Genomic DNA, 18550 nt, shown 5'->3' with positions numbered 1-18550 from the left:
CAAAAATTTAGGAAGTTTTAGGGTATCTTTAACACATGTCTTGGATCTATTTGGACAACAACGCAACAACAAAAATCGACGAATTGGTGTTAGAAGCGATGCTTCCTTATTTGCGTGAAAGCTATGGAAACCCTTCCAGCGTACAACATTGGTTTGGACGTGAGGCATCCGGCGCTGTCGAAACTGCTCGTGAGCGAATCGCCAGCACTTTGCACGTAAAAACGAACGAATTATTTTTCACCTCGGGGGCTACCGAGACAATTAACATGGTACTTCAGGGCATTGCTCAACGCTATCGCCGCAAGGGTCAGCATATGATAACCTGTCAGACCGAGCATAAAGCCGTGCTCAACACCTGCGGAATTTTAGAAAAGCAAGGGATAGAAATTACCTACCTTGGGGTTGACCAAAATGGTGCCATCGATCTGAGCGAATTAGCGCAAAGTATCCGCGAGGATACGATCATGGTTTGCCTTATGGCCGCCAACAACGAAACAGGTGTCTTACATCCTATTAAAGAAATCGCTGCGTTATGCCAGCAAAAAGACGTATTATATTTTTGCGACGCAACGCAGATAATCGGGAAAAGTGACATCAATCTTGATGAACTTCCAATTGATATATTAACCCTTAGCGCGCATAAAATACATGGCCCCAAAGGTATCGGGGTGCTTTATATCCGACGAAAAAGCAAACCCATACAGATACCACCATTAATCAACGGAGGTAGCCAAGAACAAGGACGCCGCGGCGGGACATTAAATGTCCCGGCAATCGTTGGTCTCGGAAAAGCATTTGAGCTATTTGATGCGCGACCGCAGATCAAATGTTATCGTGATCTATTGGAAGATAAAATAAGCGAGCATATCCCGCAAATCATTATTCATGCTAAAAACGCCCCTCGATTAGATAATACGAGTTGCATTGCTTTCCCGTACCTAAAATCGTCGGAAATCATGACGTCCTTACCCGAGTTAGCACTTTCCTCGGGCTCGGCATGCGCAACAGGACTTTTAGAACCCTCGCACGTACTAAAAGCTATGGGAGTCCCGGATAATGATGCCTATGGCAGTATTCGTTTCAGTCTTAGTAAATACACGGAAAAGCAGGAAATTCACAAAACAGTTGAGTTAGTCACCGAAGCAGTTGAGAAAATTCGGCAGCAGTCTCCCATATGGGCGTTATATACCAAAGGTCTGTTGGATTAATTTTTACATTGCTCAAACCGTTTTAGATTGTAAGAATGATAAAGAATACCGTACTTTGTACAAGATAAAATTAGGGAAATATGGACGCGATTGTAAAAATTACAGATAAAGCGAAAGCACGCATCGATCAGATTATGAACGATGAAAAATATGACGGAAACTACTTTGTTCGCGTTGCGGTTGAAAGTGGCGGGTGTTCTGGTTTATCCTATAAACTAAATTTCGACAATCAAGAACAAAAGGGTGATCAGTTTTGTGAAGACAAAGGCATAAAAATATGTTTGGATATTAAGTCATATTTATACTTAGCGGGTACAGAACTTGATTACTCGGACGGTTTAAATGGAAAAGGCTTCGAATTTAATAATCCGAACGCTTCGCGTACGTGTGCATGCGGTGAAAGTTTTTCGGTATAGATGTAAAAGACAACATTTTATAGAAAAAACAGGGGCATTTAGCCCCTTTTTCAGTAAAGTTTTAAAAAACTCCCGTTATACTTAATAAATTCATTACTTTTGCTCCTTTAATTTATAAATATAACAATACCGCTCTAATTAAGAATTGCGGTGTTTGGGGGTATACAATTATATGGGACGTAATTTACTTAAAACTGAACAAGCGATAACGTTTGTAAAGGACACTTTTTCGCGAAAGCTAATCCAGGCGTTAAACCTTATCCCGGTTTCCTCACCTCTAGTGGTATTAGATGGCACAGGTATCAACGATGATTTAAATGGTATTGAAAGACCAGTGAGCTTTCCAATTAAATCACTCAACGAACAACGGGCAGTTGTGGTTCATTCCTTAGCTAAATGGAAACGCGTGCGGCTTCAGGAACTCGAGATTGAAGAAGGAGAAGGAATCATCACTGATATGCGTGCATTACGTCCTGATGAAGATTATAGCCCCATTCATTCCATTTACGTTGACCAGTGGGACTGGGAAAAAAGAATCAATGAGGACCAGCGTTCATACACCTACTTGAAAAATGCGGTTATGGACATCTACCAGGCGCTTTATGAAACAGAACGTGAGGTTGAGAGCCAATATCCTGATAAAAAAGCAGTCCTGCCCGAACAGATACATTTCATCTCTTCGGAAGAACTATTAAATGCTTACCCTTCTTCGACCCCCAAAGAGCGCGAAAACCTTATTGCTGAAAAATACGGCGCAGTATTTATCTATGGGATCGGCGGAGAGTTAAGTAATGGCTTTTCGCACGATGGCCGCGCAGCCGATTATGACGACTGGAGTACCGCGAATGAAAAGGGATTTAATGGTCTTAATGGTGACATTTTAGTATGGAACGCTCAACTTCACACGGCATTCGAGCTTTCTTCAATGGGAATTCGCGTAAACAAGACCTCACTCATGCACCAACTCGAAATAAGAAACAGTTTGGACCGTGCAAAACTTCCCTTTCATCATTTGTTACTGAACGATAAGTTACCACAGTCGATTGGCGGCGGTATAGGTCAATCGCGTGTTTGCATGTTTATGCTGAAGAAAACGCATATAGGAGAAGTTCAAGTGAGCATATGGGATGAGCAACAACGTAAACTACTTGCGAATCAAAACGTAAACCTGCTGTAATCAAATAGTACCTTTATTTTTTATACGACACTGGTGTCATATACTCTTAATTCTTTGACAAGTTTCTGATTTTGTGGTATCTTGGTTTACCCCTAAGACTGATAAAAACCTTTCAATCAATAAAGGGTTGTGACACTTCATTTTGACAATCGAAATTGGTCACCTTCTTGAAATACTCAGTATTAATGCCTTGATGGTCTACTTCCCCATCGTGTATCGTGCCCCTTACGCTAAGGTATCCTGACAACAAATAGGCGATACGGGGCTCTTCTAGCCCGATTTAGCAATAAAACTGGAATCAAGCGCGATAATGTAATGCCTATTGCCGTGTTGTTTGAGCAGTCTGCTATTGAATTCCAGAAAATCAAACTTCTTTTCAAATTGCATACGACTTCATTGTTCACTATACTTGCCGTAAGGTTTCAAATGGAGTAAATTGACCCTAACGATCATTCCCTATTTATTTAATTACGACCAGGCACTTACACAGGTTTTCAACGGCGTATTGAACTAAAAAAGATGAAAATATTAATTAAAGTTTGAAATTAGTTCCCCAACTAAAAAGTGGCATCGTTTAATTCCAAATATTGAAGATATTATTCGTTATAATTGTTAACGATGATGAAGAGAAAAAAAATTGAAGTGAAAGACAAGATGGAACATCCTCGACTTATTAAAGTGGCTGCTTTTGATCTCTCTAAGAACATTACTAAACCTCATAAACACAATGGTTATTTGGAGTTGGTATTTCTAACTTCTACTTCTGGGAAACATATTATTGACGGAAGGGAAGCTCTAATACAGGCTCCTTGCCTATTGATAATCCGAAAGGATAATGTTCATCATTGGGAATTGACTGATCCGGTGAAAGGATTCGTTCTTTTAGTAAAGAATCAATTTGTCAGCCAGAGTTTAGATTTTGAGATCAATAGATTAGTGGGCGGAATTAAAAAGTTTGACACGATCTATTTTAAAGAGGCCAGAACCATTGAAAATTTATTTAAGTTACTGGCCGCGGAAGAAAACGAGGTTTGTCAAGAGGGATTGTTTAAAGTGATATTAGCCAAGTCATTGGAGCAAACGGTGGACTCGAAACAGAGCATAACATCTCCACAAAATATCTACGACCGATTCTGCGAACTGCTTAATGAGGGGGCAAGTGTGGTAAATCATGTCGCTTACTATGCGGAGAAGCTGAATACTAGTCCTCAGAACTTGAACGCTGCCTGCAAAAAAAATGTGAACTTAACCGCTTCGGAGCTGTTGGCTGGATATATCATTAAAGAAGCTAAGAGATTACTTTTCTATACAAGCAATTCGATATCCGAAGTCGCATATGAATTAGGTTTCTCTGATAAATCAAATTTTTCTAAATATTTTAAGCGATATACCGGCGTTACGCCAAAAGAATTTAAGAAGCAAGAATCCTAGAATTCCTTTTCTCCAAATTCACTCTTTGGCAGTTTTAAGATTTGGTTTAATTTATGAATATTAAAATTCAGATTTACTAAAAACACATTCTTTTCATAAATATAATTTGTGGTCGTATGGAAATCACTGGCGTACGTTGTAATCCGTTGTTCATTCACTCCCCACTTACCAAGTTCTATAAACTGCCATTTTAATTGAGCTGTAATTGTCTCTTTTAAGAAAGACTTGCTTAGGTTGAAATGAGGGGTTACAAACCTAGAATCCATTCCTTGCACGGTCGGACTTTCTGAAAGATAGTTAACCTCTAACCCAGTGCTCCAGTTGTTTGGCAAATCTGCTTGGATGCCTGCATTGATGGAATACACCCAATCTTGATTCGTTCTCGGTTCTTCGTAATCCAACACTTGACCTGAAATATTATAATTATATAAGTTAACTCCACCGTTAAACCTCAACCATGACGATAATTTGCCGTCCCCACCTAATTCCATTCCATAACGGGTTGCATAACCCGCATTGGTGAAAATACGGCGAAGGATTGTGTCTGCATAAACAGAATTTACCCGTTGAATCGGGTTTTTAGTATGTTGATAATAGGCATTCAAAAAGACATTACCCGCTTTTAATCTTTTTACTAGCCCCGTTTCTACATTGGTGGTAAACTCAGGCAACAATTCCGGATCTCCTTTCTCCAGTGTCTCGGAGTGTTCACGTTCAGGGATAGGATTCAACTCAAAGTTGTTGTTGCGTTGTACCCTTCTAGCTGCTGCTAATTTCCATGACCAACCGGAGCCTAGATCATGCATTAAATTCAAGGAAGGGTATAGTTGATGAATGGAATATAGGTATTCTTCATTGGTATGTTGCATGAGCAGATCACGTTGATAGTATTCATAACGTAGGCCTAATGAAAATTGAGTCTTCTTAAATTGACGGTCGTATTGCGTAAAAAGGGCATGAACGTTATTGGTTGCATCCAATTTACCCGTAAACTCGGGAATCAATTCAAAGTTATTTTGTCCATTTTCTGACACACCATATTCAAAATTGCCCTTTTGCTTATCGTCCCTTAATTGATATCCAGTTAATAATTCTGCATGTTCCAGTGTCCAGCGATGTTGTAGAGAAAGTCTTAAACCTCGCAATGGATTAGTATATGTGTTTTGCGTCCATTGTACCGTGTCAATCTTGTTCTCGATATTACCATTTTTAGTGGATCCATAGATCTCGGCATATTCGTAAATAACACCTAGCTGGAGTGAATGAGCCGCGTTGATTTTATACTGATAGGAGAAATCCAGTAGATAAAATTCGCCCTGTTTATTTTGAAGGTTAGGGTTAAAGTAGTTTGTTCGGGAAATTTCACGACCCGTTGACGGTTGGATCGTTCTATTGGTATAGTAAATGTCGGCAACTCGATCTTGAAACTTTCTGGATACCAACACCCCTAAATTCACGGAATGTTTGTCAGATATTTCGTAGGCACTGTTTAATCTGATTCCGAAATTATATTTATCAAAACTTCTTTCACCACTGGAGGGGAAGAAGGTTTGTCGGTCTCCGATAATGGTATTTACATCTCCTTCTCTAAATCCCGCATTGTCATTCCTTAGGTAGTTCGCCGAACCATTCAATTCCAATTTGTCCCTTTTATATTGGAACGAGATGTCGCTGCCAAACCGCTTTTGGTTCTCTTGGTTATCATAATCATTCATACTCGGTAATCCGCCTTGAAGGTTAAGTGTCCATGCGAACCCGTTGGCTCCCGATCTTTTGGTTTTTAAGTTGATGATGCCCCCCTTGCCATCTGGATCAAATTGAGCAGTAGGACTAGTGATATATTCCACCTCTGTAACGTCATTTGCCGCTATTTGGTTCAAAATCGTCGCTGGGTCCAAAAATGAGGGTTTTCCATTGATTAACACGATTACGCCAGTATTGCCTCGCATATTAATATTTCCATCGGCATCTACGGATGCTGAAGGAAGGTTCTTAACAATATCCAGTGCCGTCCCGCCTACGGCATTTTTATATTGGCTCCCTTTATAAGTTTGTCTGTCGCTACTGTGTTTTTGTCCTGCTGCGCTGGCTGTAACCGTGACCTGTTCTAAACTATTGTCAGCACTGGAAATAAGGATAGCTCCAAGATCGATTTTCTTTTCACCCTTGATTTCTACTGCAACTCTCGTTTGTTTATAACCGATGAATTTTACGGTTAGGCTGTACTTTCCGTTGTTTAGATTGAAAAAATTAAAATTACCGGAATTATCGGTTATCATACCATCGACGACCTTATTATTGGCATCCAATAACCCAATACTGACATACGGGATTGGCGTAGCCGAAAGCGAGTCTTTAACGATACCGGAAAGTTTTGACTTTTGCGCATACGCTGCTTGGAGAACAAGTAAAAAGCAGAGCGAAATTAGAAATCTGTTCATAAAGTCGTATAGTTTTTTCAAAAATAGAAAAGAACGATATCTTTTAAGGTTGTATAGAAATTTATACCACAGTTTTTCCAAATTGACCTCGCTGCATTTCTCCCATTTATTTAATTGCTTGACCGAATTTCGCTGTTATTAAAGAAATGTACTTTCAGTTTTAATTTAAACATCGTAATGATGCAATCTATAATTTTAACTATAATCAACAAACTATTAATAGTTAGTTATTTTTTATGCGGATTTAGCGCGATCCTGTATTAGTTCTTTATTAAGTTTCTAATTTTCATGGAAGTTAGGGGGCTAGCCAACGGTTAAAAAAATATTTTGATCAATAAAGGAATTTGGTTCAACGGCTTGCTATTCGACATTGAGCACGCATCACGTTGTTCTTTGGGGATTAGTATCCAGTGGGGGCTTAAGCTAAATAAGTTGCGATGCCCGCCATATTGAAGTGGAAGTAGTTTGTTTCGCTCCTTGTTTGAGATTTGTTTATCCATAAGTCCGCGACAAGAATACGAGATAGTATCTTAAGTTTTTTGCGACGTGCCGTGAAAGTTTCCGTTTAAATCTACCGCAGCGATTTCAGTGGACGGTGATCACAGAGGGTTTCGTAGGCGTCTAGGTGGATGCCCGTATAGTTATACAGGTCCATCGCGACCATATCTACTATTTCCAGCCCGCATTTGATTCTACCGGCCTGTTCGGGTGTAAGATAGCTGATACCGGGTGTCTTCCTGACCGATTTAGCAACCAAACTGGGATCAAGCGTGATCCAAGCATTACTTTTCATTTCTATCACTCTAATATTTCTATCACTCTAATTTAGAACTCACCCCATTTTTAGCGGAGTGTTGGTCATAAAACTAAAAAAATAAAACAAAATCTACAGCCTTTGGTTTAACTAATCGAAAGGCTTTTTATATGCACCACACCATCAAATTTCTACCAATATTCGGGCTTGCCCTCGTCATGAGTTGTAATGCCGACGACCGGCAACGAAACGCGAATACGTTTTCGAAGCCGGATACGGAATCGGTACAAAACGAAAACGACGAGGGTACACTTCAATTTAGACGCACTAAAGTTGCCAAAGAAAAAGACACCCTCTCCTTCGATATTACGCATCCTTCCCACGTTGAAATCGAACTAAAAACATCCGATAACACCGGTAATTTACGCATAAATCAAATGATTATGCCGGATGGGGCCATGGACGGCCCGTACGGCAGAACCATCGAAGACAGCCTTTCACAAGCGGGTACTTACCGGCTGATTATAGGCGAAAGTCTGATGCAAGGTGATCCCTATGCTGGAGACTACCATCTGAAAATTAAAATAGATTAACCACATATATATAAACGGGATAGCATCCCCCCACATAATTCGTTTCAACCAGCCTGCTACCAAGCAATTTTGAAGTTAATTAGTAGAGCCATCATGTATAGTTGAGGCAAGCAAATACATGATATATTCATGTAAATACCTTAAATTTCACTAAATTTGGCATTTCAATCCTGAAATAGAATTAAAAATATGATTATAGAACCACGAGTAAGAGGTTTTATCTGTTTAACTTCACACCCAGAGGGTACTGCTGAAAATGTAAAACAACAGATAGAATACGTAAAGTCTAAAGGTAAAATTGCTAATGGACCGAAAAAGGTTTTGGTTATTGGTGCATCAACGGGTTTCGGTCTAGCATCACGTATCTCAGCCGCATTTGGTTCAGATGCAGCTACAATTGGTGTATTTTTTGAAAAACCGGCAGCACCGAGAAAACCGGGTACTGCAGGATGGTACAACACAGCAGCTTTCGAAAAGCAAGCCATTGACGCAGGCATTTATGCAAAAAGTATCAATGGAGACGCTTTCTCTGACGAAATCAAGAAACAAACGATCGATTTAATCAAACAGGATCTTGGTCAAGTTGACCTCGTGATATACTCGTTAGCTTCGCCAAGACGCACGCACCCAAAAACAGGTGTTGCGCATTCTTCGGTTTTAAAACCGATTAGTCAAGCTTTCACAAATAAAACAGTTGATTTTCACGCTGGAATCGTTTCAGACATCACCATTCAACCCGTAGAAAACCAAGAAGATATTGACAATACCATCGCCGTAATGGGGGGAGAAGATTGGAAATTCTGGATTGAGCAATTGAAAGCCGCCGACGTGCTAGCACCTGGCGTTAAAACTGTCGCATATTCTTATATAGGCCCTGAGCTAACCTACCCCATCTACCGTAACGGTACGATCGGAAAAGCGAAAGATAATTTAGAGAATACAGTACCCGAGTTAAACGAACTATTAAAAGATCTTCGCGGGGTTAGTTATGTTTCTGTCAACAAAGCATTGGTTACACAATCAAGCTCTGCGATTCCAGTCGTGCCGCTATATATCTCTCTACTCTATAAAGTGATGAAAGCAAAGGGAATTCACGAAGGTACCATCGAGCAGATGCAACGCTTATTTTCTGAACATTTGTACAGCGGAAATGCGGTGTCCTTAGATGAAAAAGGTCGTATTCGTGTGGACGATTTGGAAATGCGCGAGGACGTTCAGCAAGAAGTTGCTAAACTTTGGGAACAAGCTACCTCAGAAAATTTAGAAGAAATTTCGGACATTCGAGGCTATAGGAATGAATTTTTCCACTTATTTGGTTTCAACTTCGAGGATGTCGATTATGAATCTGAAACAAATGAAGTTGTTGAAATACCAAGTATTAAAGCATAAACTCTCTGTTTGCAATATAATACTATAAATAAAGGCGATATCTCTACATTATCGCCTTTATTTATAGTATTCTTATTTTGAAATTACTGCGCATTCACAAACCGGTGATTGCTATAGATTACGGATCACCTACCGGCGCTTCTTCAGAAACATATAATCGAGGCTAAACTTCCCTGGTCCAATGAATAAAATAGCAAGGTAAGCTGCAAAAAACGCTGTACCTAATTCATGTCTTCCGAGTAGTTCCCAATCGTGCGCAGAGAAAATAACGAGCGTAGTAACTAATAATGGTATGGTAGCTAATCGTGTAAATAACCCCAGCACCAGTAAAATGGAACAGAAAAATTCAGCAAAAATAGCGAGGCTGAGAGAGAATGCACCACCCAAGCCCATAAAATTCATAAAATCGTCTTTACGCACATTAAACTCAATAAGTTTCACATAACCGTGATTTGGGATCATCAATAACCCAAAACCAATTCGTAGCGTCAGTGCAGCTAAATTCGTCGCGAACGTACCTTTTTGCACACTGAGAAAAAATTTTTTCATAAATAAGTTTTCACTTCTAACGTAAAAAAGAATCAGTAAAAAAGCTTCTCACTGATTCTTTAGGGATAAAAAAAAGCATAGATCTTGAAAATTGCATTTAAGTCAAAATTTTATCTAGCATTTTTTACTTTCTATTTTAAATGGGCGCGAAGCATCCAAGCAGTTTTCTCATGCTTTTCGATTATAGCAACCAGAAAGTCTTCCGTTCCTGCATCCTTATGGTCTTCGCCCACGACATCGAGCTGTTCACGAACAAACGTAATGATGGATTCGTAATCACCTAGTAACTCCTTTATAAATCCTTGGGAATCACTTTTTGTATAGCGCATCTCATCCAACTGCGAAAGCTCAAGGAATTCTTTCATCGTTCCGACCGCATAATGCCCTATTGCTCTAATTCGTTCAGCGATCTCGTCAATCGTTTCCTCCAACTCACCATAAAGCTCTTCGAAAAACAAATGTTGCGCATGAAAATCTGGACCTTCGACATTCCAGTGAGCATTTCTCACTTTAATATAAAGCACATGTTCATCTGCCAATAATTTATTTAAGATGCTAGCCACCGCTAGCGTATCTTTTTCTTTAACACCAATATTTGTTCTCATATTATTTCTATTATCTACTAACTAATTATTTCCTTTCAAAAAGCACAAGTCTTACTATAAGCATCGCAATTCACCGGTTCTTTGCAGTGGCTCTTACTGTTGAGCCAACTCGCGCTGCTTTAGACAAGATACGATTTTTTATCGTTTGGGAATAAAGAGAACTCCATATTAATGTCAAAAATATGATCAAGTTTAGTACTTTTGTGACGGCAAACGAAAGTAGCATGATAAAGGACACACCGCCATTTTTTCATACATTCAAAACGGATATCTCGAATTATCCGTTACCATCGAATTTCACGTTTCCTTTTTTTTATCACCCGGACTTACTGAGCAGCTGCGCTTCGCGCGAAGTACAGGATTATCTAACTCGCCAAACTGATTTTAAACATAATTTTGGACTTACAGATTCACAAGAACCTGGACTTGGTAAAATGTTCGGTGTGCTCGTCGTTCAGACCCACGACAAGCGGCTTGGTTACCTCGCCGCCTGTTCAGGCAAACTCGCAGGTACAAATCAACACACATTTTTCGTGCCCCCTGTATTTGATATGCTCACCCACGACAGCTTCTTTTTGCAAGAGGAAACACAAATCAATGCCCTTAATCGTGAAATTGAACAATTAGAATCCGCAGACATACTTTCGAAAAACCGGAAACTCCTAGAAGAATTGCGTACGCAAGCTGAGCTAGCGCTCAGCAATTTTCGGCGGCATATGAAAACCGAAAAAGCGATTCGAAAAAATAAGCGCGAAACAAACAAACATATTTTACCGGAGAAAGAATATACCTTACTCATTGAAGATCTGATTAAACAGAGTTACCGGGATCAGTATGAACAAGACATCTTGAAGTCGGAATGGAAAACAAAGATCCAAACAGTGCAATCGAATATTGATGCCTCGGAAGCACAAATCGAAAAACTACGCATCACTCGTCGCGAGAAATCCTCAGCCCTTCAGCGTAAACTATTCAATCAGTATCGCTTTTTAAATATTCGCGCTGAACAGAAAAGTTTATTGGAAATTTTCGAACTCGAAAGAATGCGGGTCCCGCCCGCTGGCGCTGGAGAATGTGCTGGTCCAAAACTACTACAATATGCATTTGCTAATGGTCTAAAGCCAATCTCGATGATGGAGTTTTGGTGGGGAGCATCTCCGACTTCTGAGATACGGAAACACAAACAGTATTATCCGGCCTGTAAAAGTAAATGCGAGCCGATACTGTCGCACATGTTAACCGGACTGAATGTAGATCCTAATCCCTTATTAAAGAATCCGGCTTCGGATAAGGAGTTCGAGATTATCTACCAAGATAAATCGATTATCGTAATCAATAAGCCATCGGAATTTTTATCTGTCCCGGGCATACATATAAAGGACTCTGTTTATCAGCGCATTGTCGATCGAACGCCTGACATAACGGGGCCAGTCATTATTCACCGGCTCGATATGTCCACTTCAGGTATTCTCGTACTTGCAAAAAACAAACATGCCCATCAGTTTATACAGGATCAATTTATAAAACACACGGTCATTAAACGGTATACCGCTCTTCTAGAAGGTGAGCTTACTACACACGAAGGTGTAATTGATTTACCCCTTCGTGTCGATCTAGAGGATAGGCCTCGCCAGATGGTTTGTTACCAGCATGGCAAGCCCGCACAAACTCGTTATAAAGTAGTAAGGCACGAGCATGGAAACACGCGAATCCATTTTTTTCCGTTAAGTGGACGCACCCATCAATTACGGGTCCATGCAGCACATCATTTAGGTTTGAACCACCCTATCGTCGGTGATGATTTATATGGTACTAAAGCGGATCGATTGCATCTACATGCAGGGTATATCGCATTTATTCACCCAGATTCTAGTAATCAAGTTTCATTCACAGTACCCGATCCGTTTTAAACCAAAAGAAAAATCAAACGAAAGTCACAATCAAACAAATAAGTTTAAATCCTTTTTGAATAAATTAAAGTATAGCTACTTTTGTTAGACTTTTTAAAATACTGACCTTGTTGGTACAATAGTCAATTGTAAAAATACAATAAAATAGTATGTCTATTCAATATATAAATCGAGTAAGGAAATACGCTCTCACACTAATTGGAATACTCTTGTTATCCTTTTCTTCGATTGCACAAACCATCCACATAAAAGGTAAGGTCATGGACGTTACCAACAAAGCGCCCATTGGCTATGCTACGATCGCCGCTGTTGGAACAATTTACGCCACTTCTACTGATGACGCGGGGGATTTTCAATTGGATTTGAAACCTGGGTATTCGAAACTCCGCGTATCCTTCGTTGGCTTCGAATCGAAGGATATCACGATTTCTAATGAGGCGTACCAAGAAATGACGATCTATCTAATGCCAGAAGATAATACGCTTGAAACCGTTTCGATACAAAGTCCCAAACGCTCTAAATACTCGAACAAGAACAATCCCGCAGTCGAGCTTATTCGTAAAGTGATTGAGCACAAAGATGAAAACAGATTAGAGGGATACGATTACGCTCAATTTCAACAGTATGAAAAAGTATCACTTGGACTGAGTAATATTTCAGAAAAATTTAAAAATCGCAAGATTTTCAAAAACTACCAGTTCCTTTTCGAAAAGGAAGATTCGGATCAAGGAGCAGCAGAAACGGCCTACACACTACCTGCATACATTGAAGAACGATTGTCAAACATATTCTTTCGTAAAAAACCGAACAAGACAAAACAATTCATATTAGCAGAGAAACGTGCTCAATTTGACCCGAAGTTCGTAGACAATGACGGTCTAAGCGCCTATTTCAACAAACTCTATCAAGACATTGATATCTATGAAAGCAATATAGAACTGGTGACCAATCAATTTTTAAGTCCAATTGCAGGCTCATCACCGACATTCTATAGATTTTACATCACCGACACAGTCAAAACAGAAACACCATATTTAGTTGAACTTGCATTTTTTCCTAGAAACAAAGCAGATATGTTGTTTCAAGGGAAACTATACATCACGTTAGACGGTAAATATGCGGTAAAACGTGCTGAGCTAAGTGTTGATAATGACATAAACTTAAACTTTGTTCGCGATCTTGATGTGCAATTAGATTTCGATCAGGACCCGCAGGACAAATATTATTTAAAAACAAGCTCCTTGGGGCTCGATTTCTCACTAACAAATAAGGGTACCGGAATTCGCGGAAACCGAACGGTAACCTATGACGATTTCAAAACTGGGGTCGCCCAGCCTGACAGTCTTTACGAAGGTGGCAATGTCATTCGTGTTTACGAACAAGAAGGTCAAGAGGGTGAAGAGCATAAAACGGAGGAACTAACAGAAGAATATTTAGCCTCTCACCGGCCAATACCGCTAAAACCAAATGAAGTAAATATTTACAGGAATGTTGATACACTTCAACTTATTCCGTCGTTTCAACGTTTTATGGACATCAGTGCGCTGGTTCTATCCGGTTACAAACAGGCAGGACCGGTGGAGGTTGGGCCCGTAAATACCTTCTATAGCTTTAACTCAATCGAAGGATTTCGTCTACGCGTTGGTGGGCGAACAACTGACCGATTAAGTAAGAAATTTTACGCGGAAGGATACACAGCGTACGGTTTTAAAGATAAAAAATGGAAATATTTTCTTAGTGGTACGTATGCTTTAAACAACAAATCTGTATACACATTTCCACAACATTATTTACGTGCTTCGGTGATGCGGGATACTAAAATACCTGGACAAAATTTAGAGTTCGTACAAGAAGATAATTTCCTTTTATCATTCAAGCGGGGGGAAAACTTAAGATATCTATATAACGATATCTATCGATTGGAATACAAAAGGGAGTTCGAAAACCACTTTTCTTATGTTGTTGGTCTTTCAAAATGGAGGCAACAGACGGCCGGTATCTTGTCCTATAGAACGACCGACGATATGGGGGAGTCAACGATATTTGATGAACTGAATACAACGGAGTTGTCTGTTAGTCTACGTTATGCTCCACACGAAGAGTTTTACCAAGGCAAAAATTATAGGACACCTCTCTTTAACAAGTACCCTATATTTTATCTTAACTATATTGGTGGTTTAAAAAACGTCTTACAGGGAGAATATAACTATCACAACTTTACGTTAGGGGTCGACAAGCGGTTCTACTTCTCGCAACTCGGTTACGCAGATGTCAATTTGGAGGGTAATTACATAATGGGCGATAATATTCCTTTCCCATTTCTAAATATCCACCGGGCGAACCAAACGTATGCGTACCAGCTCCGCTCTTATAATTTAATGAACTTTTTGGAGTTCGTGAGTGACCAATCCGTCGCCGCTAATATTCAGTATTACATGAATGGGTTTATTTTAAATAAAATCCCATTAATTAAAAAACTGCAATGGCGCGAAGTATTCAGCCTCAAAGCGCTATACGGTGGCCTACGTGAAAGCAATGACCCGGCTTATAATAACGAGGTTTTTGAGTTCCAAAAAAATGAAAATGGCGAACCTATTACGTATGGATTTGGATCCAAACCGTACCTAGAGGCGAGTGTCGGTTTGACAAATATATTCAAGTTTATACGTGTTGATTATGTTCGACGACTTAATTATACGGATCTTCCCGAGGCACCGAAACACGGTATTCGCGTACGTGTCAAATTCGAATTTTAGTAACATACGCATCGATCATAATACGCAGTAAGAATCAATAAATGCTACTCCAATGAAGTGAAGTAGCATTTATTTTAAGTATTTATTTGTATTTTTAGGATGTTAACATTGCACATCCTATGTACCCTCAAAGAATCCGACAGACCTACCATTATCCAACAATGACGGACGCCGACTTATGTAAGCTCGTCAACGCGCATGTTAAAAAGGTTTTTAAAAAAGGTGATGTACTGCTCACAGAAGGGCAAATTAGTGATAGCTATTATATATTAGAAGAAGGAGTCGTCCGGTCATTTATATATGATTATCAAGGGAATGATATCAGCACAGATTTTTTTTGCAACGATGATCTCGTTATTGAAGTTGCGTCTTTTTTTCATCACATCCCCACACAGGAGCATGTCGTTTGTTTAACGGACTGTATCTTATGGGAAATAAAATTCGATGCGTTCCAAAACTTATTTGAAACAATTCCAGCGCTAACAGAGTGGGGACGTAATTGGATGGCCTTCCAACTGCTGCTAACGAAAAGACGGACACTTAACATTATTAGTCTTTCGGCAATCGATCGGTACAAGCTTCTACTCGAAGAAAAGCCACAAATATTACAGCGAGCCCCACTAAAACACGTAGCAAGCTATTTAGGGATCACTGACACTTCGTTAAGCCGCATAAGGAAAGAATTAGTCGGGAAGTAATCTTCTACCGGTATTGGGTGGCAGCGATCGCAGTACCCCCTATTTACTCACAGTGCAAACGAGAATTAAAAGATTGGAAGAATACACGTAGTCGTGTTAAATACTTATATTTTAATCCTGAAATTATCGGCTAAAAATTAGCGTTATTGGATTTGACCCGACAATCTCCGATTCATACAGTCCGCGAACTTAGTGCAAACATAATAATGAGGTTGTTTGTTAATCAATATAACTGTCTTACTTTCGAGATAGCTCAATCGATGATGCATCATCAACGCTATAAACATTCTGTTGTTATCATGAATAGTTAAAAAAAGACAAAAACGAATTGAAAACTGTAAAATAAATCTAATATGGAGTCCATTACAATTAAGAATAAGGTGAACAATCGAGTTGAAACAGTGTGGAATGCATACAATTCAGAGGAAGACATAAAAGAATGGAACCGTGCATCGGACAATTGGCACTGCACGAGCACGGTCAACGACCTGCGTATTGGCGGAAAACTCCGATACCGAATGGAGGCAAAAGACGGTAGTACCGGCTTTGATTTTGAAGGAACTTATACGGCCCTCGATCCTTTCGAACGAATTGCCTATACGATGGCTGATGGTCGCAAAGTCGAAATCAAATTTAAGTCCAAAAAAGACACGACGAAAGTAACCGTGACGTTTGATCCTGAATCTACAAATCTACCGGAGGCCCAGCGGGAAGGATGGCAAGCTATTTTGGATAATTTCAAGTCGTATGTTGAACGTGTATATGGAACCACTGCATCATAAATCGCTTTTTAACATTCCAAAAACTGGCGAAAAAAAGAAGCCACCATTGTCCAGCAAACAATTTGAACGATGAAGCAACACTCAACAAACTATTACCAGACTTTAATTACGGTGGCCGAGGATACCAGAGCAGTTAAAGGCATCGTACCACCACGTAGATCTGGAAGTTCAACAGTTGCTAGGATGCAATTTGATATGATCAATGACAATCCTTTCATCCATACAGCTGACGACATTATTTTCAATATTCATGCGTTGCGGACTGGCCTAATCCTACCCCAATTATCAGATGCAAGGCTGTTATTTTTTTCGAAGGGACAACCATGCCTGCGAACCTCTGCATTAGCTAAACGCTACGGATGGGGAATATACGCCGATCAAACGGGGAAAATCAAGCTTGTGGATATGGCATCGCTCGAATATAGCGCTATGCTGCATGATGTTAGGATAACTAAAATCGGTGCAATGCGTTCAAATAAAAGAAAATAATGGATATTATTATTTCTTATGCAGCTACCCTTACTGGTTTATCGCTCGCAGACACGAGCTCGTTCCGAATTGAAATTAGGGTTGGGTATTCCAAGCTCCGAAGTCGAGGCGAAATCAAACCGTTGAGTGCAAATCACACTTTAAGCGTTTCGGGGTAAGGTTAGAGATATTAAACACATGGCGTAAAAAACTGTCAAGATAGCACGTTGATCAACCGTTCTTCTTGTTATCTTTGCCCAAAACAGAAACAACAATGTCCACGAAAGAAGAAAAAATAAAAAATTTCGATCCCTCGCAGCCAGGTCTGGCCGATGCCACCATTTTTGGATTACCATTCACCGCTGACGAGAGTGAAATTATCGTTGTTCCAGTCCCCTGGGAAGTAACCGTAAGCTACGGTGCGGGAGCCTCGCTTGGGCCCAAAGCAATTTTCGATGCGTCATTTCAAGTAGATCTCCTTCACGAAGAGTTTCCAGATTTATGGAAGGCGGGAATATTTATGGACGAAATATCGGAAGACTGCCTGTTTGAAAGCAAACGGTTAAAGGCTTTAGCACAACCCATTATTGAATCGCTTGAACATGGCGAGGATGTCCAGTCTTTACCGGTACTTAACGCTAATCAAGATGCGATCAACCGCGCAAGCGCCTCCCTAAATAAACATATCGAAGAGCGGGTTCAGTCGTGGATGGCCCAAGGGAAAAAGGTTATTTTATTAGGAGGAGACCACTCTACCCCTTTGGGGTACTACAACGCCCTTGCCGCGAATTGCGCAAATTTCGGAATTCTACATTTTGACGCACATATGGATTTGCGTGATGCTTACGAGGGATTCACCTACTCGCATGCGTCCATTATGTTTAACACGATAAAACTTCCACAGGTAACTAAATTGATACAAGTTGGAGTTCGTGATTTCTGCGAACAAGAAGTTGCTTTGGCCAAAGAGTCCGAAAAAATACATGTCTTTACTGACGCATACCTAAAGTCAAAACAATTTGAAGGCGATAATTGGCAGTCTCAGGTTGACCATATCATCAATTTGTTACCAGAGCATGTTGCTATCAGCTTTGATATTGATGCATTATACCAATGGTATTGTCCCAATACTGGAACGCCCGTCCCCGGAGGCCTTTCATATGAGCAGGTTACTTATATGTTAAGTAAACTCGCAACTTCTAATAAAAAAATAATAGGAATTGATCTCGTTGAAGTTGCACCTGGTGATGACGAATGGGATGGAAATGTTGGTGCTCGTTTACTCTTTCATCTGTGTGGCATTTTTGCAAAAAATAATGGATTCGATACCGGAGAAAAAATCCAATTCTAGTTTACTCCGAATTAAGAAATAA

Annotated in this window: 15 protein-coding genes; 12 read left to right on the top strand and 3 right to left on the bottom strand. The window is 39.9% G+C overall.

Annotated elements, in window-relative coordinates; translation table 11 throughout:
* Positions 1–35 precede the first annotated feature (35 nt).
* From FM107_RS15915 to FM107_RS15900, 4 genes are all read left to right on the top strand, one after another.
* The gene (locus tag FM107_RS15915; protein WP_086949479.1) at positions 36–1208 is read left to right on the top strand and encodes a cysteine desulfurase family protein; all 1173 of its coding nucleotides are present in this window, start codon (positions 36–38) and stop codon (positions 1206–1208) included.
* Positions 1209–1288: 80 nt separating this feature from the next.
* Positions 1289–1624 (top strand): iron-sulfur cluster assembly accessory protein, encoded by a 336-nt coding sequence (locus FM107_RS15910; RefSeq protein WP_086949478.1) that lies wholly within the window; start codon positions 1289–1291, stop codon positions 1622–1624.
* Positions 1625–1796: 172 nt separating this feature from the next.
* The gene (gene asnA, locus FM107_RS15905; protein ID WP_086949477.1) at positions 1797–2801 is read left to right on the top strand and encodes an aspartate--ammonia ligase; all 1005 of its coding nucleotides are present in this window, start codon (positions 1797–1799) and stop codon (positions 2799–2801) included.
* 618 nt (positions 2802–3419) lie between these two features.
* A complete protein-coding gene (locus tag FM107_RS15900) occupies positions 3420–4232 on the top strand; it encodes a helix-turn-helix domain-containing protein (RefSeq protein ID WP_086949476.1) in 813 nt (270 codons plus the stop codon).
* On the opposite strand, the gene FM107_RS15895 is transcribed toward FM107_RS15900, so the two are convergent.
* A complete protein-coding gene (locus FM107_RS15895) occupies positions 4229–6673 on the bottom strand; it encodes a TonB-dependent receptor (RefSeq protein ID WP_086949475.1) in 2445 nt (814 codons plus the stop codon). The genes FM107_RS15900 and FM107_RS15895 overlap by 4 nt on opposite strands.
* Before the next feature lie 924 nt (positions 6674–7597).
* Between FM107_RS15895 and FM107_RS15885 the strand changes: the two genes are divergently transcribed.
* Together FM107_RS15885 and fabV are read left to right on the top strand one after the other, a co-directional pair.
* Positions 7598–8020: a hypothetical protein gene (locus FM107_RS15885; RefSeq protein ID WP_086949473.1), complete on the top strand. Its 423-nt coding sequence runs from the start codon at positions 7598–7600 to the stop codon at positions 8018–8020.
* Between the two features lie 189 nt (positions 8021–8209).
* Positions 8210–9409, top strand: a complete 1200-nt coding sequence (fabV, locus tag FM107_RS15880; protein WP_086949472.1) for an enoyl-ACP reductase FabV — start codon at positions 8210–8212, stop codon at positions 9407–9409.
* A gap of 129 nt (positions 9410–9538) precedes the next feature.
* Here fabV and FM107_RS15875 read toward each other — a convergent pair whose 3' ends face one another.
* Positions 9539–9958 (bottom strand): DoxX family protein, encoded by a 420-nt coding sequence (locus FM107_RS15875; protein ID WP_086949471.1) that lies wholly within the window; start codon positions 9956–9958, stop codon positions 9539–9541.
* A 131-nt stretch (positions 9959–10089) separates the two neighbouring features.
* Entirely contained in the window at positions 10090–10563 is a 474-nt protein-coding gene (locus tag FM107_RS15870; RefSeq protein ID WP_086949470.1) for a Dps family protein, read from the bottom strand.
* A gap of 182 nt (positions 10564–10745) precedes the next feature.
* Here FM107_RS15870 and FM107_RS15865 point away from each other — a divergent pair, with 182 nt between their 5' ends.
* From FM107_RS15865 to FM107_RS15840, 6 genes are all read left to right on the top strand, one after another.
* Positions 10746–12473: an RluA family pseudouridine synthase gene (locus FM107_RS15865; protein ID WP_256959583.1), complete on the top strand. Its 1728-nt coding sequence runs from the start codon at positions 10746–10748 to the stop codon at positions 12471–12473.
* 149 nt (positions 12474–12622) lie between these two features.
* Complete coding sequence (locus FM107_RS15860) at positions 12623–15229, top strand: DUF5686 and carboxypeptidase-like regulatory domain-containing protein (RefSeq protein WP_179204523.1); 2607 nt, start codon at positions 12623–12625, stop codon at positions 15227–15229.
* Positions 15230–15348: 119 nt separating this feature from the next.
* Positions 15349–15927, top strand: a complete 579-nt coding sequence (locus tag FM107_RS15855) for a Crp/Fnr family transcriptional regulator (protein WP_086949469.1) — start codon at positions 15349–15351, stop codon at positions 15925–15927.
* Between the two features lie 353 nt (positions 15928–16280).
* Entirely contained in the window at positions 16281–16709 is a 429-nt protein-coding gene (locus FM107_RS15850; protein WP_086949468.1) for an SRPBCC domain-containing protein, read from the top strand.
* A gap of 69 nt (positions 16710–16778) precedes the next feature.
* Positions 16779–17198: a DUF6157 family protein gene (locus FM107_RS15845; RefSeq protein WP_086949467.1), complete on the top strand. Its 420-nt coding sequence runs from the start codon at positions 16779–16781 to the stop codon at positions 17196–17198.
* Between the two features lie 253 nt (positions 17199–17451).
* Positions 17452–18528 (top strand): agmatinase family protein, encoded by a 1077-nt coding sequence (locus FM107_RS15840; protein WP_086949466.1) that lies wholly within the window; start codon positions 17452–17454, stop codon positions 18526–18528.
* The last annotated feature ends 22 nt before the right edge of the window (positions 18529–18550 follow it).

Source organism: Sphingobacterium sp. JB170, assembly GCF_900163865.1.
Classification (GTDB): domain Bacteria; phylum Bacteroidota; class Bacteroidia; order Sphingobacteriales; family Sphingobacteriaceae; genus Sphingobacterium.
This window is presented reverse-complemented; position numbering and strand designations above follow the sequence as displayed.